We start from the raw sequence: 19,137 nt of genomic DNA on the forward strand, positions 1-19,137 counted from the left end.
CAAAACTAGGGGACGGGCGTGGGTTTGATCTGCTGGGCCAGCTCCTTGGCGTAGGCGACCACCCTGGTGTACACGCCTGGCTTGTTCGGCAGGCCGCAGCCCTCGCCCCACGAGGAGACGCCGATCAGCTTGCCGCCGGCCACCATCGGGCCGCCGGAGTCGCCCTGGCAGCCGTCGATCCCCCCTTGGGGGTATCCCGCGCAGACCATCGCCGCCGGGTTGTACTTGGCGAACGACTGCTTGCAGTCCTGGTCGCTGACCACCGGCACCGTGGCCTTGAGCAGGTACTGGGAGGTCACCCCGCCCGACGCCGTCCGGCCCCAGCCGAGGATCGTCGCCGGGGTCTCCGGTTCGTAGAGGACCTCGTCCTGCTCCGTGGCCAGCGGGATGGTGCGGTAGCCGACGCGCTTGGCGAGCGTCAGGACGGCCACGTCCTCGCCGACCAACGCGTCCGTGTAGCGCGGGTGCACCCAGATGTTCTTCACCGGCACGGAGACGCCCGTGGTGGTCGCCTGCTTGTCATCCCGGCCAGCGACGACGAAAACGCCTTCGGGCTGCTGGCCTTTGGCGCAGTGCGCGGCCGTGACGACCTTGTCGGGGGCGACCAGGGTGCCGCCGCAGAACTGGAAGTTGTCCGGCGTGGTCAGGAACACCGCGAACGGATAGTCCGTCGTGCTGGCCTTGGTGCCGCCGACGATGGCCACTGACGAGGATGCCGGCACCGCCGCCGCGGTCAACGCGATCGCCACCCCGACCACGCTGACCAGCAGTTTTCTTATTCGCATGCCGACTCCCTCCCGGCTGGACACTGACGTCGCCTACGTTAGGTCATGAGCGCTCTACGCGGTGTCACTGAACCGGGTGGTCTTGGGCCGTGATTAGCTGTCATCGTGCGGCGGTGGCTGATGGTCTTGCTTGTGCTCGCGGGCTGCAGCGCGCCCGTGTCCACATCCGACCCGACCGCGCCGGCGATGCCGCCCTCACCTGCGACACCTGGGACGACGCCGGTGGCGTCCACCGCGCAGGCCCCGCCGGCGAAGAACGTCTGGCAGGTCGGCCGGACCCCGCTACCCCGGCGGCCGGACGGGTTCGGGAAGGTCCTGCCCACCCCACCCGAACTGGTGAATCGGTCATTGCCGACAAAGGACACTCTTCCGCCCCCACCGGACGACCGGTACGCCGCGACGGTCACCCCGGTCCCCGCGGACGTTCTCGCACGCAGTACATGGCAGCCGAACTGTCCGGTCGGCAAGGACGACCTGCGCTACCTGACGATGTCGTTCTGGGGCTTCGACGGCCACGCGCACACCGGCGAGATGATCGTGAACACCAAGGTGGCCAAGCCGGTCACGGACGTGTTCGGCAAGCTCTTCCAGGCGAAGTTCCCGCTTGAGGAGATGCGCGTGACCACAAAGGACGACCTGGACGCGCCACCGACAGGCGACGGCAACGCCACGAGCGCGTTCTCCTGCCGGCCGGCGCGCGGCGAGACGACCTGGTCGGCGCACGCCTCCGGCCTGGCGGTCGACATCAACCCGTTCTGCAACCCGTACACCAAGGGCGACCTGGTCCTGCCCGAGCTGGCGTCGGCCTACCTGGACCGCGGCAACGCCCGGCCCGGCATGATCCGGCCCGGTGACGTCGTCGACCGGGCCTTCACCGCCATCGGCTGGTCCTGGGGAGGTCGCTGGACCTCCCCCAAGGACCTGATGCACTTCTCCCAGACAGGGACTTGAAAACCCTGGCTACTTCGATGAACCGTTGTCGCCGTTGCTGTCCTCGTCCGACGGCGGCTGGTCGCCGCCACCGCTGCCCCCACGGCCGCGGAAGCCGCTGAACACGCGGTCGGCCGCGCCGGACAACGCGCTGCCCACGTCGCTGAGCACCTTCACCAGCGGGTCGGTCGAGTTGGTGAACGACTCCTTGTAGGACTTGCCGGCCGCGGCCATGTCCTCCTTGATCGGGTTCTCGTCGTCCTGCGCGTCCCGGCGCTTGTAGTCGCCGGCGAGGATCGCCCGGTACTCCTCGGACGCCGCCCACTTCTGCAGCTGCGAGGCACGCACGACCGCGAACGGGTGCGACTTCTGCTCCACGGCGAGCAGCTTGATGATGCTGTCGCGGATGTCTTCGACTTCCTCGTACTCCTTGGCCTGCTCCAGGAAGGACGGGATGTCGATCTGCGAGAGGTCCGTCGCGCCGGCGAGGTACATGTGGGCGCGCAGCGCGGCCGCCGGGTCCTGACTGACGAGCAGGCCGGCCCGGTCGCAGCTCAGCTCGGACTTGCGCTGCCATTCGTAGAGCGCCGCGATCACGGCGCGCAGCCCGATCACGCCCATCGGCACCCACGCCACCGAACGCTGCAACTGCAGCAGCCGGCTGAGCAGGGTGAGCAGCACGGCGTGGCCGGACAGCACGTGGCCCTGCTCGTGGCCGATGATGAACCGGAGCGCCTCGGTGTCCAGCGCTTCGACCAGGCCGGACGTGAGCACGATGAAGGGTTCGTCGATCCCGATGGTGTGCGCGTTCGGGAACGGGTCGCGGGCCACGTACAGCTTGGGCAGCTTCGGCAGGTCCAGGATCTCCGCGGATTCCTTGTGCAGCCGGTTGATCACCGGGAACTGGGTCTCGCTGACCCGGACGTAGGACGCGACCGCGACCAGCCGCTCGGCGCGTTCGTTGAACAACGAGTTCAATGTCTTGAGAACGTCACCCACACCGGGTACGGCACGCAGCGTGGCCATCGCGCCCTTGTCCGCTGGGTGTTCGTAGGCGCGCGGGCTGATGCCCGGGAACCGGACACGTGGCGCCGACTGTTGGACGTCTGATTCAGTCACGGCTGGAAACCCTCTCCCTGTGGTTAAGGCCAACCTACGCCGAAACGGACGGCCGAGGGGCGGCTTGGCCGGCACACCCGGTAAAGACCAGGGTTGTCCCTGACCGCAGACTAGGGAAACTCTCGAACCCCGGAGGTTGATCATGAGTTTGGAACGTCCCGTGGCGCCCGATCCCTACGAGCTGCTGCCCGCGGTCGGATCGTTCACGGTGACATCGACCGACGTGACCGCGGCGGAACTCCTGCCCGACGCACAGCTGTACGAGGGCGGCAACACCTCGCCGCGGCTGAGCTGGTCCGGATTCCCCGCGGCGACCAAGAGCTTCGTGGTCACGTGCTTCGACCCGGACGCGCCCACCCCGTCCGGTTTCTGGCACTGGCTGGCGGTGGACATCCCCGCGTCCGTCACGGAACTGGCGACGGACGCCGGATCGGGTGACGCCACGTTGCCCGAAGGGGCCTTCCACACCCGCAACGACTTCGGCCAGGCCAAGTTCGACGGGGCCGCGCCGCCGCAGGGCGACCACCCGCACCGGTACTACTTCGTGGTGCACGCGGTGGACCAGGAGAAACTCGGCGTTGACGAGACCGCGTCGGCCGCGTTCGTCAGCTTCAACCTGGTGTTCCACACCCTGGCCCGAGCCATCCTCACCCCCATCTACCAGCACTGAGCGGAACATTCCCGGAGCCGGTGCGGTTGATCCATGTCGTGCGGAACTTCGACCTGGTCATCATCGGCACCGGCTCCGGCAACTCCATCCTCGACCCGCGGTTCGCCGGCTGGGACGTGGCGGTCGTGGAGAAGGGCACGTTCGGCGGCACCTGCCTGAACGTGGGCTGCATCCCGACGAAGATGTTCGTGCACACCGCGGACGTGGCCGCCACCCCGGCGGGCAGCTCACGGCTGGGTGTGGACGAGCACGTGGACCGGGTGCGGTGGCCGGACATCCGGGACCGGATCTTCGGCCGGATCGACCCGATCGCCGCAGGCGGCCGGGAGTACCGGGTCAACAACGCCGACAACAAGAACGTGACCGTGTACGAGGGCGAAGGCCGGTTCACCGCGCCGAAGACCCTCCTGGTCACGCTGCCGGACGGCACCCAGGAGACGGTCACCGCCGACAAGTTCGTGCTCGCCGCGGGCGGGCGCCCGGTCATCCCGGACGTGCCCGGCCTGGCCGACGTCGGCTTCCACACCAGCGACACGATCATGCGGCTGGCCGAACTGCCGCGCCGGCTCACCATCATGGGCAGCGGATTCATCGCCGCCGAGTTCGCCCACGTCTTCTCCTCGTTCGGCGTCGAGGTGACCGTCGTCGCCCGCTCCGGAGCGCTGCTCCGCTCTGAGGACGACGCAGTGAGCGCGCGGTTCACCGAGTTGGCGTCGGCCAAGTGGGACGTGCGGCTGGATCGCAAGACCGTTCGGGCGGACCGGGACGGGGACGTCATCCGGGTGCATCTGGAGGGTCCGGGCGGCGCCGAGACGGTCGAGTCGGACGTGCTGCTCGTGGCGGTCGGCCGGACCCCGAACTCGGACCTGCTCGACGTGACCGCCGGCGGGATCACCACGGCGCCGAGCGGGCACGTGCTCGTCGACGACTACCAGCAGACCGTGGTCGACGGCGTGTACGCGTTGGGAGACATCAGTTCCCCGTACGAGTTGAAGCACGTGGCCAACCACGAGGCCCGGATCGTGCAGCACAACCTGCTGAACCCGAACGCCCGGCGGGCGGCCGACCACAGGTTCGTGCCGCACGCGGTGTTCACGTCCCCGCAGATCGCGGCGGTCGGGCTGACCGAGCGCGAACTGAAGGCCGCCGGAACGCGCTATGTGTCGGCCGTCCAGGACTACGCGGGCATCGCGTACGGCTGGGCGATGGAGGACACCACCGGGTTCGTCAAGCTGCTCGCCGATCCCGGCACCGGCCTGCTGCTCGGCGCGCACGTCATCGGCCCGCAGGCGTCGACCGTGATCCAGCCGTTGATCCAGGCGATGAGCTTCGGCCTGGACGCCCACCGGATGGCCGGCGGCCAGTACTGGATCCACCCCGGCATGCCGGAGGTCGTGGAGAACGCGCTGCTCAACCTGACACTCGACTGACAAGCTCAACCTCGCGTCGCGCTCGGGCGTATACGCCGCGTGACTGTCGAGGAGAGCACTCCGGAGCAGAGCGAAGTCGAGCAGCCCGACAAGAAGGAGGTCCCGCGGCGCAAGCGCATCTGGCGCCGCGTTCGCAGAACCTGCTATGTCCTGGTGTTCCTGGCCGTCGCGGTCCCGGTGACCGCGTTCGTGATCTGCTACTCGATGTGGGACGTGCCCGACCCGGCCGACGTCGCGGCCGGCCAGAACCAGACCATCACGCTGTACTACTCGGACGGCACGACCGAGCTCGGCCGCATCATCCCGGCCAGCGGCAACCGGACTTCCGTGCGGTTCCAGGACATCCCGGAGCACGTGCAGCACGCGGTGCTGGCCGCGGAGGACAAGTCGTTCTGGGACAACGACGGCTTCAACCTGGCCGGGATCGTGCGCTCGGCGTGGAACAACCTGACCGGGTTCACCGGCGGCGGGTCCACGATCACCCAGCAGTACATCAAGAAGGCGACCGGCGACGACAAGCACTCGCTCGGCCGCAAATGGCGTGAGCTGGTGTTGGCCAAGAAGATGTCGGACACGTACACCAAGCAGGACCTGCTGACCGCGTACCTGAACACCGTCTACTTCGGACGCGGCGCGAACGGGATCCAGGCCGCCGCCCGCGCGTACTTCGGCAAGGACGTGCAGCAGGTCAACGTCGCCGAAGCGGCTTTGCTGGCGGGCGTGATCCAGCGGCCCACGTACTGGGACCCGGATGTGGACCGGGACAACGCCGAACGCAGGTGGAACTTCGTGCTCGACCAGATGGTCGACGACGGCTGGCTGACCAGGGCGGACCGGGCGGCCACCAAGTTCCCGGCGACCCTGCCGCGCGACGCCGGCCAGAGCAGCGCGGAGTTGCAGATCCAGAACCAGGTGCTGGCCGAGTTGGAGGAACGTGCCGACCTGCCGCGCGACGAAGGCCACCAGATCGGGTACAAGGTGGTCACGACGATCGACCGCGCCACGCAACAGAGCACGGAACGGGCCACGGACGCGGTGATGGCCGGTCAGCCCGACTACCTGCGGACCGCGGTGGTGTCCGTCGACCCGAACACGGGTGGGGTGGTCGCGTACAGCGGCGGCGGAAACGGCCGTGGCCTGGACTACGCGCAGACCTTGCAGGAACCGGGGACGACGTTCGGGCCGTTCGTCGGGGTGGCGGCGATGCTCGACGGGATGCGGCCCGATCAACCGGTGAACGGCTGGTCACCGCAGACGATCGGCGGGATCCCGATGCAGAACCCGGCAGGCGTCACGTGTTCGCCGTGCTCGTTACGTAAAGCCATGGCCAAGCCGGTGAACACGGCCATCGCGTCGGTCGCGCTGCGGACCGGCACCCAGAAGGTCGTCGACGCCGCCGTGCAGCTCGGCATCCCGCAGGAGTTGCACGGAAAGCCCACCATGACGGCGAAACCCGGCGACGAGCCGGACACCAGGATCGCGCTCGGCATGGGCAGCACGTTCGTCCGCCCGATCGACCTGGCGACCGCGTACGCGACACTCGCCGCGGACGGGGTGAGGACGTCGACGCATTTCGTGAAACGCGTCGAGGACGGCGCGGGCAATGTCCGTTACCGGGAACAGCTTTCGTCGCAACAGGCGATCCCGCCGAAGGTCGCGTGGTCGGTCACGGACGCGTTGTCCGAGGCCGGCGACGAGGCTCACGTGAAGGCGGCGATCCGGCCGGGCACACGCCCGTACGGCGACGCGGGGGCGAACGCGAAAGCCTGGCTGGCCGGCTACACCCGAAACCTGGCGACGGTCGTCTGGATGGGGTCCGACCAGCTGAAGCCGATCAGGAACAAGGACGGCAAGGACATCACACCGCTGGCCGAGCCGGCCGCCATCTGGCGCGCGACCATGGCTGGCTATGCGGAGGTCAGCGGGCGGTGACCTGGTCGATGGCCCGGTAGATCCGTTTGTCCGAGACGGGATACGCCGTCTTGATGGACTGCGCGAAGTAGCTGAGCCGCAGCTCTTCGATCATCCAGCGGATCTTCCGGGTCTCCGGCCCCGGCGGCAGCTCCCGGTACGCGGCCCAGACCTCCTGTACGTCCTGGGTCCACTCGAAGTCCCGGTCGGGTCGTTCCGGCAGCTTGTCCAGCCGCAGTTCGATCCCCTGCAGGTAACGCACCACCTGCGGCAACTGGTCGAACCCGGTTGCCGTGACGAACCCCCGGTACACCAACCGACCCAGCTGGGTCCGTACGTCCCGCAACGACGGCTCCAGCCGCGGACCGCCCATTGTGGACAGCCGGGTGCGGACCGCGTTGGCCGCGCTGAGAGCTCGCTGCACGTGGTTGACCACGTCCAACGTGGTCGGGTTCAGCTCGGCCCTGACCTTGTCCCGCAGTGTCCCGAACGCGGCCGCGTCCCAGGCCGGCCCGCCGCAGTCGATGATGATCTTGTCGATCGCGGCCGCTATGCAGTCGTCGAACAGGTCCTGCATGTCCTTGTGCGGATTCGTCGACAGCGCCAGCTTCGCACTGTTGGTCATCCGCCCGAGTACGTACTTCAACGGCGACGGCATCCCGATCAGCAGCAGTCTCCGGGTGCCCTTCCACATCGACACGCGCTGCTCGGCGGCGGTCTCGAACATCCGGACGTCGACAGTGTCGCCGGCATCCACCAGCGCCGGGTACGCGGTCACCGTGAACCCGTGCTGTTCCTGCCGGAGTGTCTTCGGCAACGTCCCGATGTCCCAGGTGCGCAGGCCCTGCCGTTCGATCTGGCCGGCCGCCTCGGACAACGTCTCCCGCATCTTCGGCTGCAACTGCCGTTTCAGGTCGGCCAGGTCCTTGCCCTCGGCCAACGGTTTGCGGCCCTCGTCGACCACCCGGTAGGTCATCCGCAGGTGGTCCGGGATCTTGGTGGGATCCCAGTCGTCGCGGGCGATCACCACCCCGGACAGGGCTCTGATCTCCTGTTCCACGACGTCCAGCAGAGACCGCTCGCCGAGGTCCGCGATCCGGTGCAGGATCGCCTTCGCCCAGTCCGGCGCCGGCACGAAGTTCCGCCGAATCTGCTTCGGCAGGGACTTCAGCAACGCGGTGACGATCTCCTCGCGCAGTCCGGGGACCTGCCAGGCGAAATTGTCCGCGGTGACCTGGTTCAGCACGGGCAACGGGATGTGCGCGGTGACGCCGTCGTCCTTCGTCCCTGGCTCGAACTGGTAGGACAGCCGCATGGTGAGGTCCTCGCGCTGCCAGTTGTCCGGGTAGGCCGCCTCGGTGACGTTCTGCGCGTTCGCGTTGACCAGCAGCTCGGTGGGGAACGTCAGCAGGTCCGGCTGGGTGTGCCGGGCTTTCTTCCACCACGTGTCGAAGTGCCGGGCCGAGACCGCTTCGGCCGGGACGCGCTTGTCGTAGAAGTCGAACAGGGTCCCCTCGTCGACGAGCAGGTCCCGCCGCCGGGCCCGGTTCTCCAGCTCGGCCACCTCGGTGAGGAGTTGCCGGTTGCTGTGGAAGAACTTGTGCCGGGTGTCCCAGTCGCCTTCCACCAGCGCGTGCCGGATGAACAGGTCCCGGGACAGCTCCGGGTCGACCCGGCTGAAGTTGACCTTCCGTTGGGTGACAACGGGAATCCCGTAGAGCGTGACCCGTTCGGTCGCCATGGCCGCGCCCTGCTTGCGCTCCCAGTGCGGCTCGCTGTAGATCCGTTTGACCAGGTGCGACGCCAGCGGTTCGACCCAGTCCGGCTCGATCCGGGCCGCCATCCGGCCCCACAGCCGGGACGTCTCCACCAGCTCCGCCGCCATCACCCACTGCGGCGGCTTCTTGAACAGCGCCGAGCCGGGGAAGATCGAGAACCGGGCACCGCGGGCGCCGGCGTAGTCCTGCTTCTGCGGATCACGCAGCCCGATGTGGGACAGCAGGCCGGCCAGCAGCGACTGGTGGATCCGGACCGCGTCGATGTCGCCGGGCTCGTTCAGCGGGACACCCAGGTTCTTGGCGATCTGGCGCAGCTGCGAGTAGATGTCCTGCCACTCACGGACCCGCAGGTAGTTCAGGAACTCCGCCTTGCACAGCCGGCGGAACCGGTTGCCGGACAGCTCCTTCTGCTGCTGGCGCAGGTACTCCCACAGGTTCAGGAACGACACGAAGTCCGATGTCTTGTCGGCGAAGCGGGCGTGCGCCTGCTGGGCCTGCTCCTGCTTGTCCGCCGGGCGTTCCCGTGGGTCCTGAATGGACAGTGCGGCGGCGATCACCATCACCTCGTGCACACAGCCGTTGCCGTCGGCCGCCAGCACCATCCGCGCCAGCCGTGGGTCGACCGGCAGCTGGGCCAGTTTGCGACCGAGCGCGGTCAGGCCGTTCTCGCCGAGCGCGCCGAGTTCGTGCAGCAGGTTCACGCCGTCGGCGATGTTCCGCTTGTCCGGCGGGTCGATGAACGGGAACGCGGCGATGTCGCCGAGACCGGCCGCGGTCATCTGCAGGATCACCGACGCGAGGTTGGTCCGCAGGATCTCCGGGTCGGTGAACTCGGGTCTGGCGTCGAAGTCGTCCTCGGTGTAGAGCCGGACGCAGGTGCCTTCGGAGACACGCCCACAGCGGCCCTTGCGCTGGTTCGCCGACGCCTGCGACACGGCCTCGATGGGCAGCCGCTGCACTTTCAGCCGGTGGGAGTACCGGGAGATCCGGGCCGTCCCCGGGTCGATCACGTACTTGATGCCGGGCACGGTCAACGACGTCTCGGCCACGTTGGTGGCCAGCACGATCCGCCGGCCGCGATGCGACTGGAACACCCGGTGCTGCTCGGCGAACGACAGCCGCGCGTACAACGGCATGATCTCGGTGTTCTTCAGCTCCGCCTTCGCCAGGGCGTCGGCGGTGTCCCGGATCTCCCGTTCGCCGCTGAGGAACACCAGGATGTCGCCGGGCCCTTCGGCGGACAGCTCGGCCACCGCGTCGATGATCGCCTGCGTCTGGTCGCGGTCCTCGTCGCCGTCCGGGTCGTCCGGGTCCACCACCGGCCGGTACCGGACCTCGACCGGGTACGTGCGGCCGGACACCTCCACCACCGGGGCGTCGTCGAAGTGCCGGGAGAACCGTTCCGGGTCGATGGTGGCCGAGGTGATGATCACCTTCAGGTCCGGCCGGCGCGGCAGCAGCTGCTTGAGGTACCCGAGGATGAAGTCGATGTTGAGGCTGCGTTCGTGCGCCTCGTCGATGATCAACGTGTCGTACTGCGACAGGGACCGGTCCGACTGGATCTCGGCCAGCAGGATGCCGTCGGTCATCAGTTTGACCAGGGTCCGGTCGCTCGCCTGGTCGGTGAACCGGACCTTGTAGCCGATCGCCTCGCCCAACGGGGTGTCGAGCTCCTCGGCGACCCGTTCGGCGACCGTCCGGGCCGCCAGCCGGCGCGGCTGGGTGTGCCCGATCGTGCCGCGGATCCCCCGGCCCAGCTCCAGGCAGATCTTGGGCAGCTGGGTGGTCTTGCCGGAGCCGGTCTCGCCGGCGACGATCACCACCTGGTGGTCCCGGATCGCCGCGAGGATGTCGTCCTTGCGCTGGCTCACCGGCAGCTCGGCCGGATAGCTGATCCTGGGTACGGCCGCCCGCCGCGCGACAACCCGCAGTTCGGCGGCTGTGATGTCGGCGGCGATCCGGTCGGCGACCGCCTGCTGCTCCGCTGGTTTCCGGACTTTTCGGGCACCGTCGAGGCGGCGCCGCAACCGTCGTTCGTCCCGCAGGGTCAGCGCGGGCAGCCGGTCAGCCAGGTCTTTTAGTGGGGTTCCCATCTCGACTACCAGGATAATGAACCCCCGTGATTACTACCCACGTATTAAAGCCGGAGGGCGGTACGCGAAACCCGCATCGGGATGGCACTCTGTTCAGTCGATGAATTCATCGCCATGACGAGACGACAGACGTAGGGTGTTCGGTGGTCTGAACATCCACGTGGGGAGAGGATGACACCGTGCCGTTGGCCACGACCCGGCGTGCCGGCCTTGTCGACCAGGTGATCGACCAGATGCGATCCGCGATCACCACGGGCGAGTGGCGGGTCGGCGAGCGGATCCCCACCGAACCCGAACTGGTCACCGCCCTCGGCGTCGGCCGCAACACCGTCCGCGAGGCCGTCCGCGCCCTCGCGCACGCGGGCCTCCTGGAGGTCCGCCAAGGCGACGGCACATTCGTGCGCGCCACCAGCGAGCTCTCCGGGGCGGTGAAACGGCTCGTCGGCTCCGAGCTCCGGGATGTCCTGGAGGTCCGCCGGACCCTCGAAGTGGAGGGCGCCCGCCTGGCCGCCTCGGCCCGCACCGAGTTCGAGCTGGACGAGCTGAACCGGCTGATCGAAGCACGCGACGAGGCACGGGCCGCCAAGCAGTGGGATCGGTTCGTCCAGATCGACGCCGACTTCCATCACCTGATCGTGGTCGCCTCCCGCAACAAGCTGCTCGCCGAGCTGCACGCCGGCCTGACCGAGGCGATCAAGGCCAGCATCGAGATCCTGGACAACACCCCGGCGCACGCCGGCAAGATCAACCACCGCGGCCTGCTCTCGGCGATCCAGGACAAGGACGCGGACCGGGCGGTCAAAGAAGCCGGCGGCTTCCTCGCGGAGGCCCTGAGCTACCTGGACGACCACCCCGAGTGAACGACCATGCGCGTGAGTACTTTTGTGAGTGCTAGCTCGCAAAAGTACTCACGACGTCCTGGTGTCAGGGAAGGGTGAGGATCTCCGCGCCGGACTCGGTCACCACGATCGTGTGCTCGAACTGGGCGGTCCACTTCTTGTCCTTCGTGGTGACCGTCCAGCCGTCGGACCACATGTCGTAGTCGATGCCGCCGAGGGTGATCATCGGCTCGATCGTGAACGTCATGCCGGTCTCGATCTCGGTGGTCACGGTCGGCTCGTCGTAGTGCAGGATCACCAGGCCGCTGTGGAACGAGCGGCCGATTCCGTGGCCGGTGAAGTCGCGGACCACGCCATAGTCGAAGCGCTTGGCGTACGCCTCGATGACCCGGCCGATCACGTTCAACGCGCGGCCGGGGCGCACCGCCTTGATCGCGCGCATCGTGGCCTCGTGGGTGCGGTCGACGAGTTGACGGGCTTCGTCGGAGACTTCACCGGCGAGGAAGGTCGCGTTGCAGTCGCCGTGGACGCCGCCGATGAACGCCGTCACGTCGATGTTCACGATGTCGCCGTCCTCGATCACGGTCGAGTCGGGGATGCCGTGGCAGATCACCTCGTTCAGCGAGGTGCAGCAGGACTTGGGGAAGCCGCGGTAGCCGAGGGTGGACGGGTAGGCGCCGTTGTCGAGCAGGAACTCGTGCACGACCGCGTCCACGTCGTCGGTGGTGGCGCCCGGTTTCACGGCCTTGCCGCCCTCCTGGAGGGCTCGGGCAGCGATCCGGCTGGCCACCCGCATGGTCTCGATCGTCTCAGCGGTCTGCACGTATGTGGGCTCGGTGTTGCGCGCCGGGGCCGGCTTGCCAACGTACTCAGGACGGGCGATCGTGACAGGGACCTGGCGACGCGGCGATTGTTCACCGGGAGTCAGTGGGGCACGCATACCCATCACATTACGACGTGCCCTGCAGGAACCTGGTGGAAGCGTCCACCGCGACGCCCGAGTTGCCCGCGTCGACGACGAGCACCGCGAACGCCAGATCACCCATATATCCGGCAAACCACCCATGTGAGTGTGTCCCGTCACCGAACTGGGCGGTGCCTGTCTTGCCGCGCACGTCAGGAAGTTTGCCCAGGGTCTGTGCGGAGTTGGTGGTCACGACCTCGCGCATCATCTGGCGCAGCGCGTCGACCACGGCCGGCGGGACGGCGGACGGGGCGGCGTCGACCTTGGTCTCCTCGCCGCGGACCAGGGTCGGCTTCGGCAGTGTGCCGCTTGCCACAGTCGACGCCATCATCGCCAGACCGAACGGCGACGCCAGGACTTTGCCCTGGCCGAAGCCGTCCTCGGCGCGCTCGGTGGTGTCGGTCGCGGGCGGCACGGAGCCGGTGACCGTGGTGATGCCCGGGATCGTGTAGTCCAGGCCGATCCCGAACTGCTTGGCCGCGTTGGCCAGCGCGTCCGGCGGCAACTCGGAGGCCAGTTTGGCGAAGCTCGTGTTGCAGGAGAAGGCGTACGCCGAGTGCAACGGGATGACACCTTTGTCGAACTCGTTGAAGTTGGGGACCACCCGTGAGCCGATGGTGATCGTTCCCGGGCACGGCACCGGGGTGTCCGCGGTGACGTTCCCGCCTTGCAGGCCGGCGGCCGCGGTGACGGTCTTGAACGTCGACCCGGGTGGGAACCGGCCGGTCAACGCGATCGCGCCCTGCGCGTCGGCCGGCTTGTTCTGGGCGACCGCGAGGATCTCGCCGGTGGACGGCTGGATCGCGACCAGGGCGGCGGCCTGCGGCAGCGAGTCGATCGCCGCCTCCGCGGACGACTGGACCTTGGTGCTCAGTGTCACGTGCGCGGCTGTGCCCGCCACCATGTCCTTGGTGAACAGGTCCGCGACCTCGCCACCGGCCGCGTTCAGCGACACCACCCGGAACCCGGGCTTGCCGGAGATCTGGCCCTCCACCTGTTTGCGGACAGTCGGCAGCACCTGTTCGGCCATGTTCTTGGTCACCGGCAGCAGCCGCGTCGCGGCCAGGAACCGAACCCCGGGCAGCTGGTAGATCGCGGCCTTGACCACCTGGTAGTCCGCGTCCCGCAACGAGACCACGGTGTACGGCTGGTTGCGGGCCTTCGCGACCCCGTCCGTGATCGACTGCGCGGTGATGGACGGGTCGAACTGGTTCACCGCGCCGGCGATGGCCGCCGCGACCGCGGCCACGTCCCCGGCCTTCGCCGGGTCCAGGATCACCGACACGACCTTGGTCGACGCCACCAGCGGACTGCCGTCGCGGTCCAGGATCGGCGCCATCGACGCCTCCACGTCCCGCACCCCGACCGTCTGCTGCGCACCGAGCTTGGGATGGACGACCGCGGGCGTCCAGTGCACCTTCCAGGTGTCAGCCCCGTTGTTGCTGTCGCGGCGCATCTCCAGCTCGCCCTGGTACGTCCAGTGCCGGTCCTGGCCGAGGTCCCAGTCCGCGCTGAACCGCACCTTGGTGGCGTCACCGGCCGGGTCCGAACCGTCCACCCGCATGGTCACCGCGGCCGGCTTCAACGAGCCACGGACGTTGTCGAGTAACGGTTTCGCCGAGTCGCCCGCGTCGGTCCTGCCAGCCGCGCCCGCGGTGTCGCCGCCGGCGAACGCGGACAGGAACTGCCCCGCGAAGTCCGCCGCGTCCGGCCCCGAGCAGGCGGCCAGTGGCAACACCAGCAAGATCACCGCGATGATCCCTTTTCGGTTCACCCGGCGCAGTCTGTCAGAACAAAACCGTGGCGTATCGGCCGACTTGGGTGAAGCCGATCCGGCTGTAGGCGGCCCTGGCCGGGGAGTTGTACGAGTTGACGTACAGGCTCGCGGTCCGGCCCATCGCGTTGACCAGCCGGTCCACCACGGCCGCGGTGCCGGCCGTGCCCAGACCGCGGCCACGCCGGTCCGGATGCACCCACACGCCCTGGATCTGCCCGACGGACCGCGACAGGGCGCCGATCTCGGCCTTGAACACCACGTCGCCGCCGTCGAACCGGGCGAACGCCCGGCCGCCGGCGATCAGCTCGGCCACCCGCGCCCGGTAGCCGGCGCCGCCGTCGCCGAGCCGCGGGTCCACGCCGACCTCCTCGATGAACATGGCGATCGCGGCCGGCAGGTACCGGTCCAGCTCGTCCGGCCGCACCGGCCGCACCAGCGGGTCCGCCCTGACCTTCGCCGGCCCGGCGATGGACATCAGCGGCTGGTCCGCGCGCACCTCCCGGGGCGGGCCCCACTCGGCCGCCAGCTCGGCCCACATGCCCAGCACCTGGTCGGCCGGCCCGACCAGGGACGAGCACGTCCGGCGCCGGCGAAGGGCCCGGTCGGCGAAGCACCGGAGGGCGGCCTTGTTGCCGCGCAACGGAATCAGGTTCGGCCCGACATAGCACAGCCCGTCCAGCCGGCCGTTGCGCATCGGGCGGACGTCCGCGCCCCACAGCTCGCCGCCCAGCCGCCACGCGTCCAGTCCAGCGGCCTCGACGCGGGCCGCGACCATGCAGCAGGCGACCGGGTCCGCGGCCAGCACAGCACGGACCGCCATCCCGTCTCGTTCGTCGAGTAACCGCGCGGAGGCCAACCGAAGCACCTACTAAGCGTGCCAGATGAAACACGAAATCGAGGAATGCTACCCAGGGGTCGATGTCCTTTGAGTACCGCTCGGCCGGGGCGGCGGTGACCTCAGCGGCGAATCCTCACGAAACCGACACGACCGGGGCGCCGTCGCCGTCCATGGTCTCGGCGATCCGCATGGCCTCCTCGATCAGGGTCTCCACGATCTGGTGCTCCGGCACGGTCTTGATCACCTTGCCGTGCACGAAGATCTGGCCCTTGCCGTTGCCGGACGCCACCCCGAGGTCCGCCTCACGCGCCTCGCCCGGCCCGTTCACCACACAGCCCATCACCGCGACCCGCAGCGGCACCTCCATGCCCTCCAGGCCCGCGGTCACCTCGTCGGCCAGCTTGTACACGTCCACCTGGGCGCGCCCGCACGACGGGCACGACACGATCTCCAGCTTGCGCGGCCGCAGGTTCAACGACTGCAGGATCTGCGCGCCGACCTTGACCTCCTCCACCGGCGGCGCGGACAGCGACACCCGGATCGTGTCCCCGATGCCCTGCCGCAGCAGCGCGCCGAACGCCACCGCCGACTTCACCGTGCCCTGGAACGCCGGGCCGGCCTCGGTCACCCCGAGGTGCAGCGGGTAGTCGCACGACTCCGCGAGCAGCTCGTACGCCCGGATCATCACCACCGGGTCGTTGTGCTTCACCGAGATCTTGATGTCGTGGAAGTCATGCTCGGCGAACAGTGACGCTTCCCACAGCGCCGACTCGACCAGCGCCTCGGGGGTCGCCTTGCCGTACTTGGCCAGCAGCCGCGGGTCCAGCGACCCGGCGTTCACGCCGATCCGGATCGGGGTGCCGTGGTCCTTGGCCGCGGCCGCGATCTCGCGAACCTTGTCGTCGAACTTCTTGATGTTGCCCGGGTTCACCCGGACCGCCGCGCAGCCGGCCTCGATCGCGGCGAACACGTACTTCGGCTGGAAGTGGATGTCGGCGATCACCGGGATCTGCGACTTGCGCGCGATCGCCGGCAGCGCCTCGGCGTCGTCCTGGGACGGGCAGGCCACCCGCACGATGTCACAGCCGGCCGCGGTCAGCTCCGCGATCTGCTGCAGGGTGGCGTTCACGTCCGCGGTGACCGTCGTGGTCATCGACTGCACCGAGATCGGGAACTCGCTGCCCACACCGACCGCGCCCACCATGAGCTGGCGGGTCTTGCGCCGCTCCGACAGCGTGGGCGGCGGCAGCGACGGCATGCCGAGCAGCACTTCGCCGCTGGTCATCTCGAACTCCTCCGGTTCTAGTTCAGCCTGATCGGGTTGACGATGTCCGCGGTGATCGTGAGCAGCATCACCGCGCCGCCGAGGACCACCACCACCATGGTGACGGCCATCAGCTTCGAGTAGTCCACAGGGCCACCCGCGGGCTTGCCGCGCATCCGACGCAGCGCGTTGCGGATCTTCTCGTAGACGATCACCGCGATGTGACCGCCGTCGAGGGGCAGCAACGGCAGCAGGTTGAACACACCGATGAAGAAGTTCAGGCTCGCCAACAGCAGCAGAACCAGGTTCCACAGGCCACGTTCGACCGCTTCGCCGCCGAGTCTACTCGCGCCGACGACGCTGACCGGCGTGTCCAGGTCCCGCTGGCCGCCGCCGATGGCCTTGATCAACGCGGGGATGCGCTGCGGGAACCGCAGCAGGCCGTCCCAGGTCTTGGCGAACATCTCCCCGGTGAACGACACCGCGCCACCGATCCCGGTCCAGGCGTTGTACTCGAAGTTCGCCTGCCGGAGCACGCCGATCGCGCCCTGCGCCTTGAGCGTCTTGGAGCCGTCCGGGTTGGTGACGTACCGCTGCACGGTGGGGATGTTGACGGTGACTGTCCGTTCCTGGCCGGCCGCGGTGAGCACCGTGAGCTGCTGCGGGCCGGACAGCTTCTGCACGGACGCGACGAGTTCGTCCCAGGTCGGTGTCGGGGTGCTGTTGACCGCCGTGATCTGGTCACCCGGCTGCAGGCCGGCGGCCTTCGCCGGGGACGCCGGGTCGTTCGGGCCGCACGGCGGACGGGCCGAGTCGATGTTCGGGCCGTCGCTGATCACACACGGCTGGACGTCGCTCAGCACCGGCTTGTTCAGCAGGTTCGGCAGGCCCATGGTGACCGCCATCAGGTAGAGCACCAGGAAGCCGAGCAGGAAGTGGGTGATCGACCCGGCGGCCATCACGATCACCCGCTTCCACGCCGGGTACTTCCACATCGAGCGGGGCTCCTCGTCCGGCGTGACCTCGTCCAACGCGGTCATGCCGGCGATGTCGCAGAACCCGCCCGCCGGGATCGCCTTGAGGCCGTACTCGGTCTCGCCACGGCGGAACGAGAAGATCTTCGGGCCGAAACCGATGTAGTACCGGCGCACCTTCATGCCGAACCACTTGGCGGTGAACATGTGCCCGGCCTCGTGCAGCGCGACCGACAGGCCGATGCCGAGCGCGAACAGCACGACCCCGATGATGAAGACCACGCTCAGTTCCTTCCCAGACGTTCGCGGGCTCGCGCCCGTGCCCAGTCCTCAGCGGCGAGGACCTCGGCGACACCACCCGGCGCGGCCCGCCACTCGTCCGCTTCGGCCAGTACCCGTTCCACAGTGTCCACGATCGACGTGAACTTCACCCCTCCGTCGACGAACGCGGCCACCGCCTCCTCGTTCGCGGCGTTGTAGATCGCCGGGTGGCAGCCACCGGTCTCGCCCACCGCCTTGGCCAGCCGGACCGCGGGGAACGTGTCCTGGTCGAGCGGCTCGAACGTCCATGCGGCCGGCTCATCGAACCGGACCGGCCGCGCGCTGTCGGCCAACCGGTCCGGCCAGCCGAGGGCCAGCGAGATGGGCAGCCGCATGTCCGGCGGGCTGGCCTGGGCCAACGTCGACCCGTCGGTGAACGTCACCATCGAGTGGATCACCGACTGCGGGTGCACGACCACGTCGATCCGGTCATACGGGACGTCGAACAGCAGGTGCGCCTCGATCACCTCAAGGCCCTTGTTGACCAGGGTGGCCGAGTTGATCGTGATGACCGGGCCCATCTGCCAGGTCGGGTGCGCCATCGCGGCGGCCGGGGTGACGTCTTCGAGGTCCGCGGCCCGCCGGCCGCGGAACGGGCCCCCGGACGCGGTGATGACCAGCCGGTCGACCTCCTCGGCCCGACCACCCAGCAGGCACTGCGCGATCGCCGAGTGCTCGGAGTCGACGGGCACGATCTGCCCCGGCTTGGCCGCCTCGAGCACCAGCGACCCGCCGGCGATCAGGGACTCCTTGTTGGCCAGCGCCAGCCGTGCCCCGGTGGAGAGGGCACGCAGCGTCGGCTCCAGGCCCCGCGAGCCGGTGATCCCGTTGAGGATCACGTCCGCGGGGACCGCGTCGATGAGTTCGAGGACCGCGTCCGGTCCGGTGAACGTGGCCGCGCCGCGCGGGGCGGCGGTGTTGGCGACGGTGAACCGCTGCGCCTGGCGGGCGAGCAGTTCCGGGTCCGACCCGCCCGCCGCGAGGCCCACGACCTGGAACTTGTCCGGGTTGGCCGCGATCACGTCGAGCGCCTGGGTCCCGATCGACCCGGTCGAACCGAGCAGCAGCACAGTGCGAATGTTGTCCGACATCACGAACCATTCTCTTCCGACCGCGCCCGGCCACTCCGCCCGGGTGCTGGACTGTGTGGGACCATGGGTCTCGTTGATCCATGAGCGAGGAGGGACCGTGGCGAAGACGGACAAGCCCCCGGCACAAACCGTCGACCCGCAGGACGAGCCGTCGGCCGAGTGGGGCTGGCACGGCAGCTTCCCCAAAGGCACCCGGATCGCCGGCTGGTTCGTGGCCGCCGCCATGTTCCTCATGCTGATCGGGAACCACAAGAGCCGCACCGAGGACGTCTGGCTGATCGGCATCGGCGCCGGCCTGATCCTGCTGCTGGTGATCGACCAGATCCGCAGCCGCACCAACTGGCGCCGCTGAG

The 19,137-nt window shown here is 68.8% G+C and carries 15 protein-coding genes; 6 read left to right on the plus strand and 9 right to left on the minus strand.

Features of this window, described 5'->3' with window-relative positions:
* Positions 1-5: 5 nt before the first annotated feature.
* On the minus strand, positions 6-785 hold the full coding sequence (locus tag EV192_RS27655; protein WP_132120447.1) for a S1 family peptidase: 780 nt from the start codon (positions 783-785) through the stop codon (positions 6-8).
* 120 nt (positions 786-905) lie between these two features.
* Between EV192_RS27655 and EV192_RS27660 the strand changes: the two genes are divergently transcribed.
* Positions 906-1,736, plus strand: coding sequence for a M15 family metallopeptidase (locus EV192_RS27660; RefSeq protein WP_424923391.1), 831 nt, complete (start codon positions 906-908; stop codon positions 1,734-1,736).
* 9 nt (positions 1,737-1,745) lie between these two features.
* Here the strand turns inward: EV192_RS27660 and EV192_RS27665 are convergent, their stop codons facing one another.
* Positions 1,746-2,834, minus strand: a complete 1,089-nt coding sequence (locus EV192_RS27665) for a M48 family metallopeptidase (protein WP_132120449.1) — start codon at positions 2,832-2,834, stop codon at positions 1,746-1,748.
* 142 nt (positions 2,835-2,976) lie between these two features.
* Here EV192_RS27665 and EV192_RS27670 point away from each other — a divergent pair, with 142 nt between their 5' ends.
* Genes EV192_RS27670 through EV192_RS27680 form a run of 3 tightly spaced genes read left to right on the plus strand, consistent with a single transcriptional unit; the run spans position 2,977 to position 6,866 of the window.
* A complete protein-coding gene (locus EV192_RS27670) occupies positions 2,977-3,504 on the plus strand; it encodes a YbhB/YbcL family Raf kinase inhibitor-like protein (RefSeq protein WP_132120451.1) in 528 nt (175 codons plus the stop codon).
* A gap of 38 nt (positions 3,505-3,542) precedes the next feature.
* Positions 3,543-4,934, plus strand: coding sequence for a mycothione reductase (locus EV192_RS27675; RefSeq protein WP_132121460.1), 1,392 nt, complete (start codon positions 3,543-3,545; stop codon positions 4,932-4,934).
* 39 nt (positions 4,935-4,973) lie between these two features.
* Positions 4,974-6,866 (plus strand): transglycosylase domain-containing protein, encoded by a 1,893-nt coding sequence (locus tag EV192_RS27680; protein ID WP_132120453.1) that lies wholly within the window; start codon positions 4,974-4,976, stop codon positions 6,864-6,866.
* On the opposite strand, the gene hrpA is transcribed toward EV192_RS27680, so the two are convergent.
* Positions 6,853-10,716, minus strand: a complete 3,864-nt coding sequence (gene hrpA / locus EV192_RS27685) for an ATP-dependent RNA helicase HrpA (RefSeq protein ID WP_132120455.1) — start codon at positions 10,714-10,716, stop codon at positions 6,853-6,855. The two genes, EV192_RS27680 and hrpA, sit on opposite strands and share 14 nt — an antisense overlap.
* A 179-nt stretch (positions 10,717-10,895) precedes the next feature.
* Here hrpA and EV192_RS27690 point away from each other — a divergent pair, with 179 nt between their 5' ends.
* Positions 10,896-11,576 carry a FadR/GntR family transcriptional regulator gene (locus tag EV192_RS27690; protein ID WP_207926261.1) on the plus strand — a complete coding sequence of 227 codons (681 nt, stop codon included), beginning with the start codon at positions 10,896-10,898 and terminating at the stop codon, positions 11,574-11,576.
* Between the two features lie 64 nt (positions 11,577-11,640).
* On the opposite strand, the gene map is transcribed toward EV192_RS27690, so the two are convergent.
* The 6 genes from map to dxr form a co-directional block, all read right to left on the minus strand.
* Positions 11,641-12,501, minus strand: a complete 861-nt coding sequence (map, locus tag EV192_RS27695; RefSeq protein WP_132120457.1) for a type I methionyl aminopeptidase — start codon at positions 12,499-12,501, stop codon at positions 11,641-11,643.
* 4 nt (positions 12,502-12,505) lie between these two features.
* Positions 12,506-14,293, minus strand: coding sequence for a penicillin-binding transpeptidase domain-containing protein (locus EV192_RS27700; RefSeq protein WP_243727107.1), 1,788 nt, complete (start codon positions 14,291-14,293; stop codon positions 12,506-12,508).
* Between the two features lie 13 nt (positions 14,294-14,306).
* Positions 14,307-15,161: a GNAT family N-acetyltransferase gene (locus tag EV192_RS27705; protein ID WP_132120459.1), complete on the minus strand. Its 855-nt coding sequence runs from the start codon at positions 15,159-15,161 to the stop codon at positions 14,307-14,309.
* Between the two features lie 106 nt (positions 15,162-15,267).
* Positions 15,268-16,419 carry a flavodoxin-dependent (E)-4-hydroxy-3-methylbut-2-enyl-diphosphate synthase gene (gene ispG / locus EV192_RS27710; RefSeq protein WP_132120461.1) on the minus strand — a complete coding sequence of 384 codons (1,152 nt, stop codon included), beginning with the start codon at positions 16,417-16,419 and terminating at the stop codon, positions 15,268-15,270.
* Positions 16,420-16,436: 17 nt separating this feature from the next.
* Entirely contained in the window at positions 16,437-17,654 is a 1,218-nt protein-coding gene (locus EV192_RS27715) for a M50 family metallopeptidase (RefSeq protein WP_132120463.1), read from the minus strand.
* 2 nt (positions 17,655-17,656) lie between these two features.
* Positions 17,657-18,784, minus strand: coding sequence for a 1-deoxy-D-xylulose-5-phosphate reductoisomerase (gene dxr, locus EV192_RS27720; protein WP_132120465.1), 1,128 nt, complete (start codon positions 18,782-18,784; stop codon positions 17,657-17,659).
* Between the two features lie 97 nt (positions 18,785-18,881).
* Here dxr and EV192_RS27725 point away from each other — a divergent pair, with 97 nt between their 5' ends.
* Positions 18,882-19,136, plus strand: a complete 255-nt coding sequence (locus tag EV192_RS27725) for a DUF2631 domain-containing protein (protein ID WP_243727108.1) — start codon at positions 18,882-18,884, stop codon at positions 19,134-19,136.
* Position 19,137: the final 1 nt, after the last annotated feature.

It is taken from the genome of Actinocrispum wychmicini (assembly GCF_004345645.1).
In the GTDB taxonomy this organism is placed as follows: Bacteria; Actinomycetota; Actinomycetes; order Mycobacteriales; family Pseudonocardiaceae; genus Kibdelosporangium; species Kibdelosporangium wychmicini.

What these genes read in the sequence shown, in the direction of transcription:
- ispG (WP_132120461.1), bottom strand. Translation starts at nt 16,419, where the DNA reads ATGACCAGCGGCGAAGTGCTGCTCGGCATGCCGTCGCTGCCGCCGCCC.
- map (WP_132120457.1), bottom strand. Translation starts at nt 12,501, where the DNA reads ATGGGTATGCGTGCCCCACTGACTCCCGGTGAACAATCGCCGCGTCGC.
- EV192_RS27670 (WP_132120451.1), top strand. Translation starts at nt 2,977, where the DNA reads ATGAGTTTGGAACGTCCCGTGGCGCCCGATCCCTACGAGCTGCTGCCC.
- EV192_RS27660 (WP_424923391.1), top strand. Translation starts at nt 906, where the DNA reads ATGGTCTTGCTTGTGCTCGCGGGCTGCAGCGCGCCCGTGTCCACATCC.
- hrpA (WP_132120455.1), bottom strand. Translation starts at nt 10,716, where the DNA reads ATGGGAACCCCACTAAAAGACCTGGCTGACCGGCTGCCCGCGCTGACC.
- EV192_RS27655 (WP_132120447.1), bottom strand. Translation starts at nt 785, where the DNA reads ATGCGAATAAGAAAACTGCTGGTCAGCGTGGTCGGGGTGGCGATCGCG.
- dxr (WP_132120465.1), bottom strand. Translation starts at nt 18,784, where the DNA reads ATGTCGGACAACATTCGCACTGTGCTGCTGCTCGGTTCGACCGGGTCG.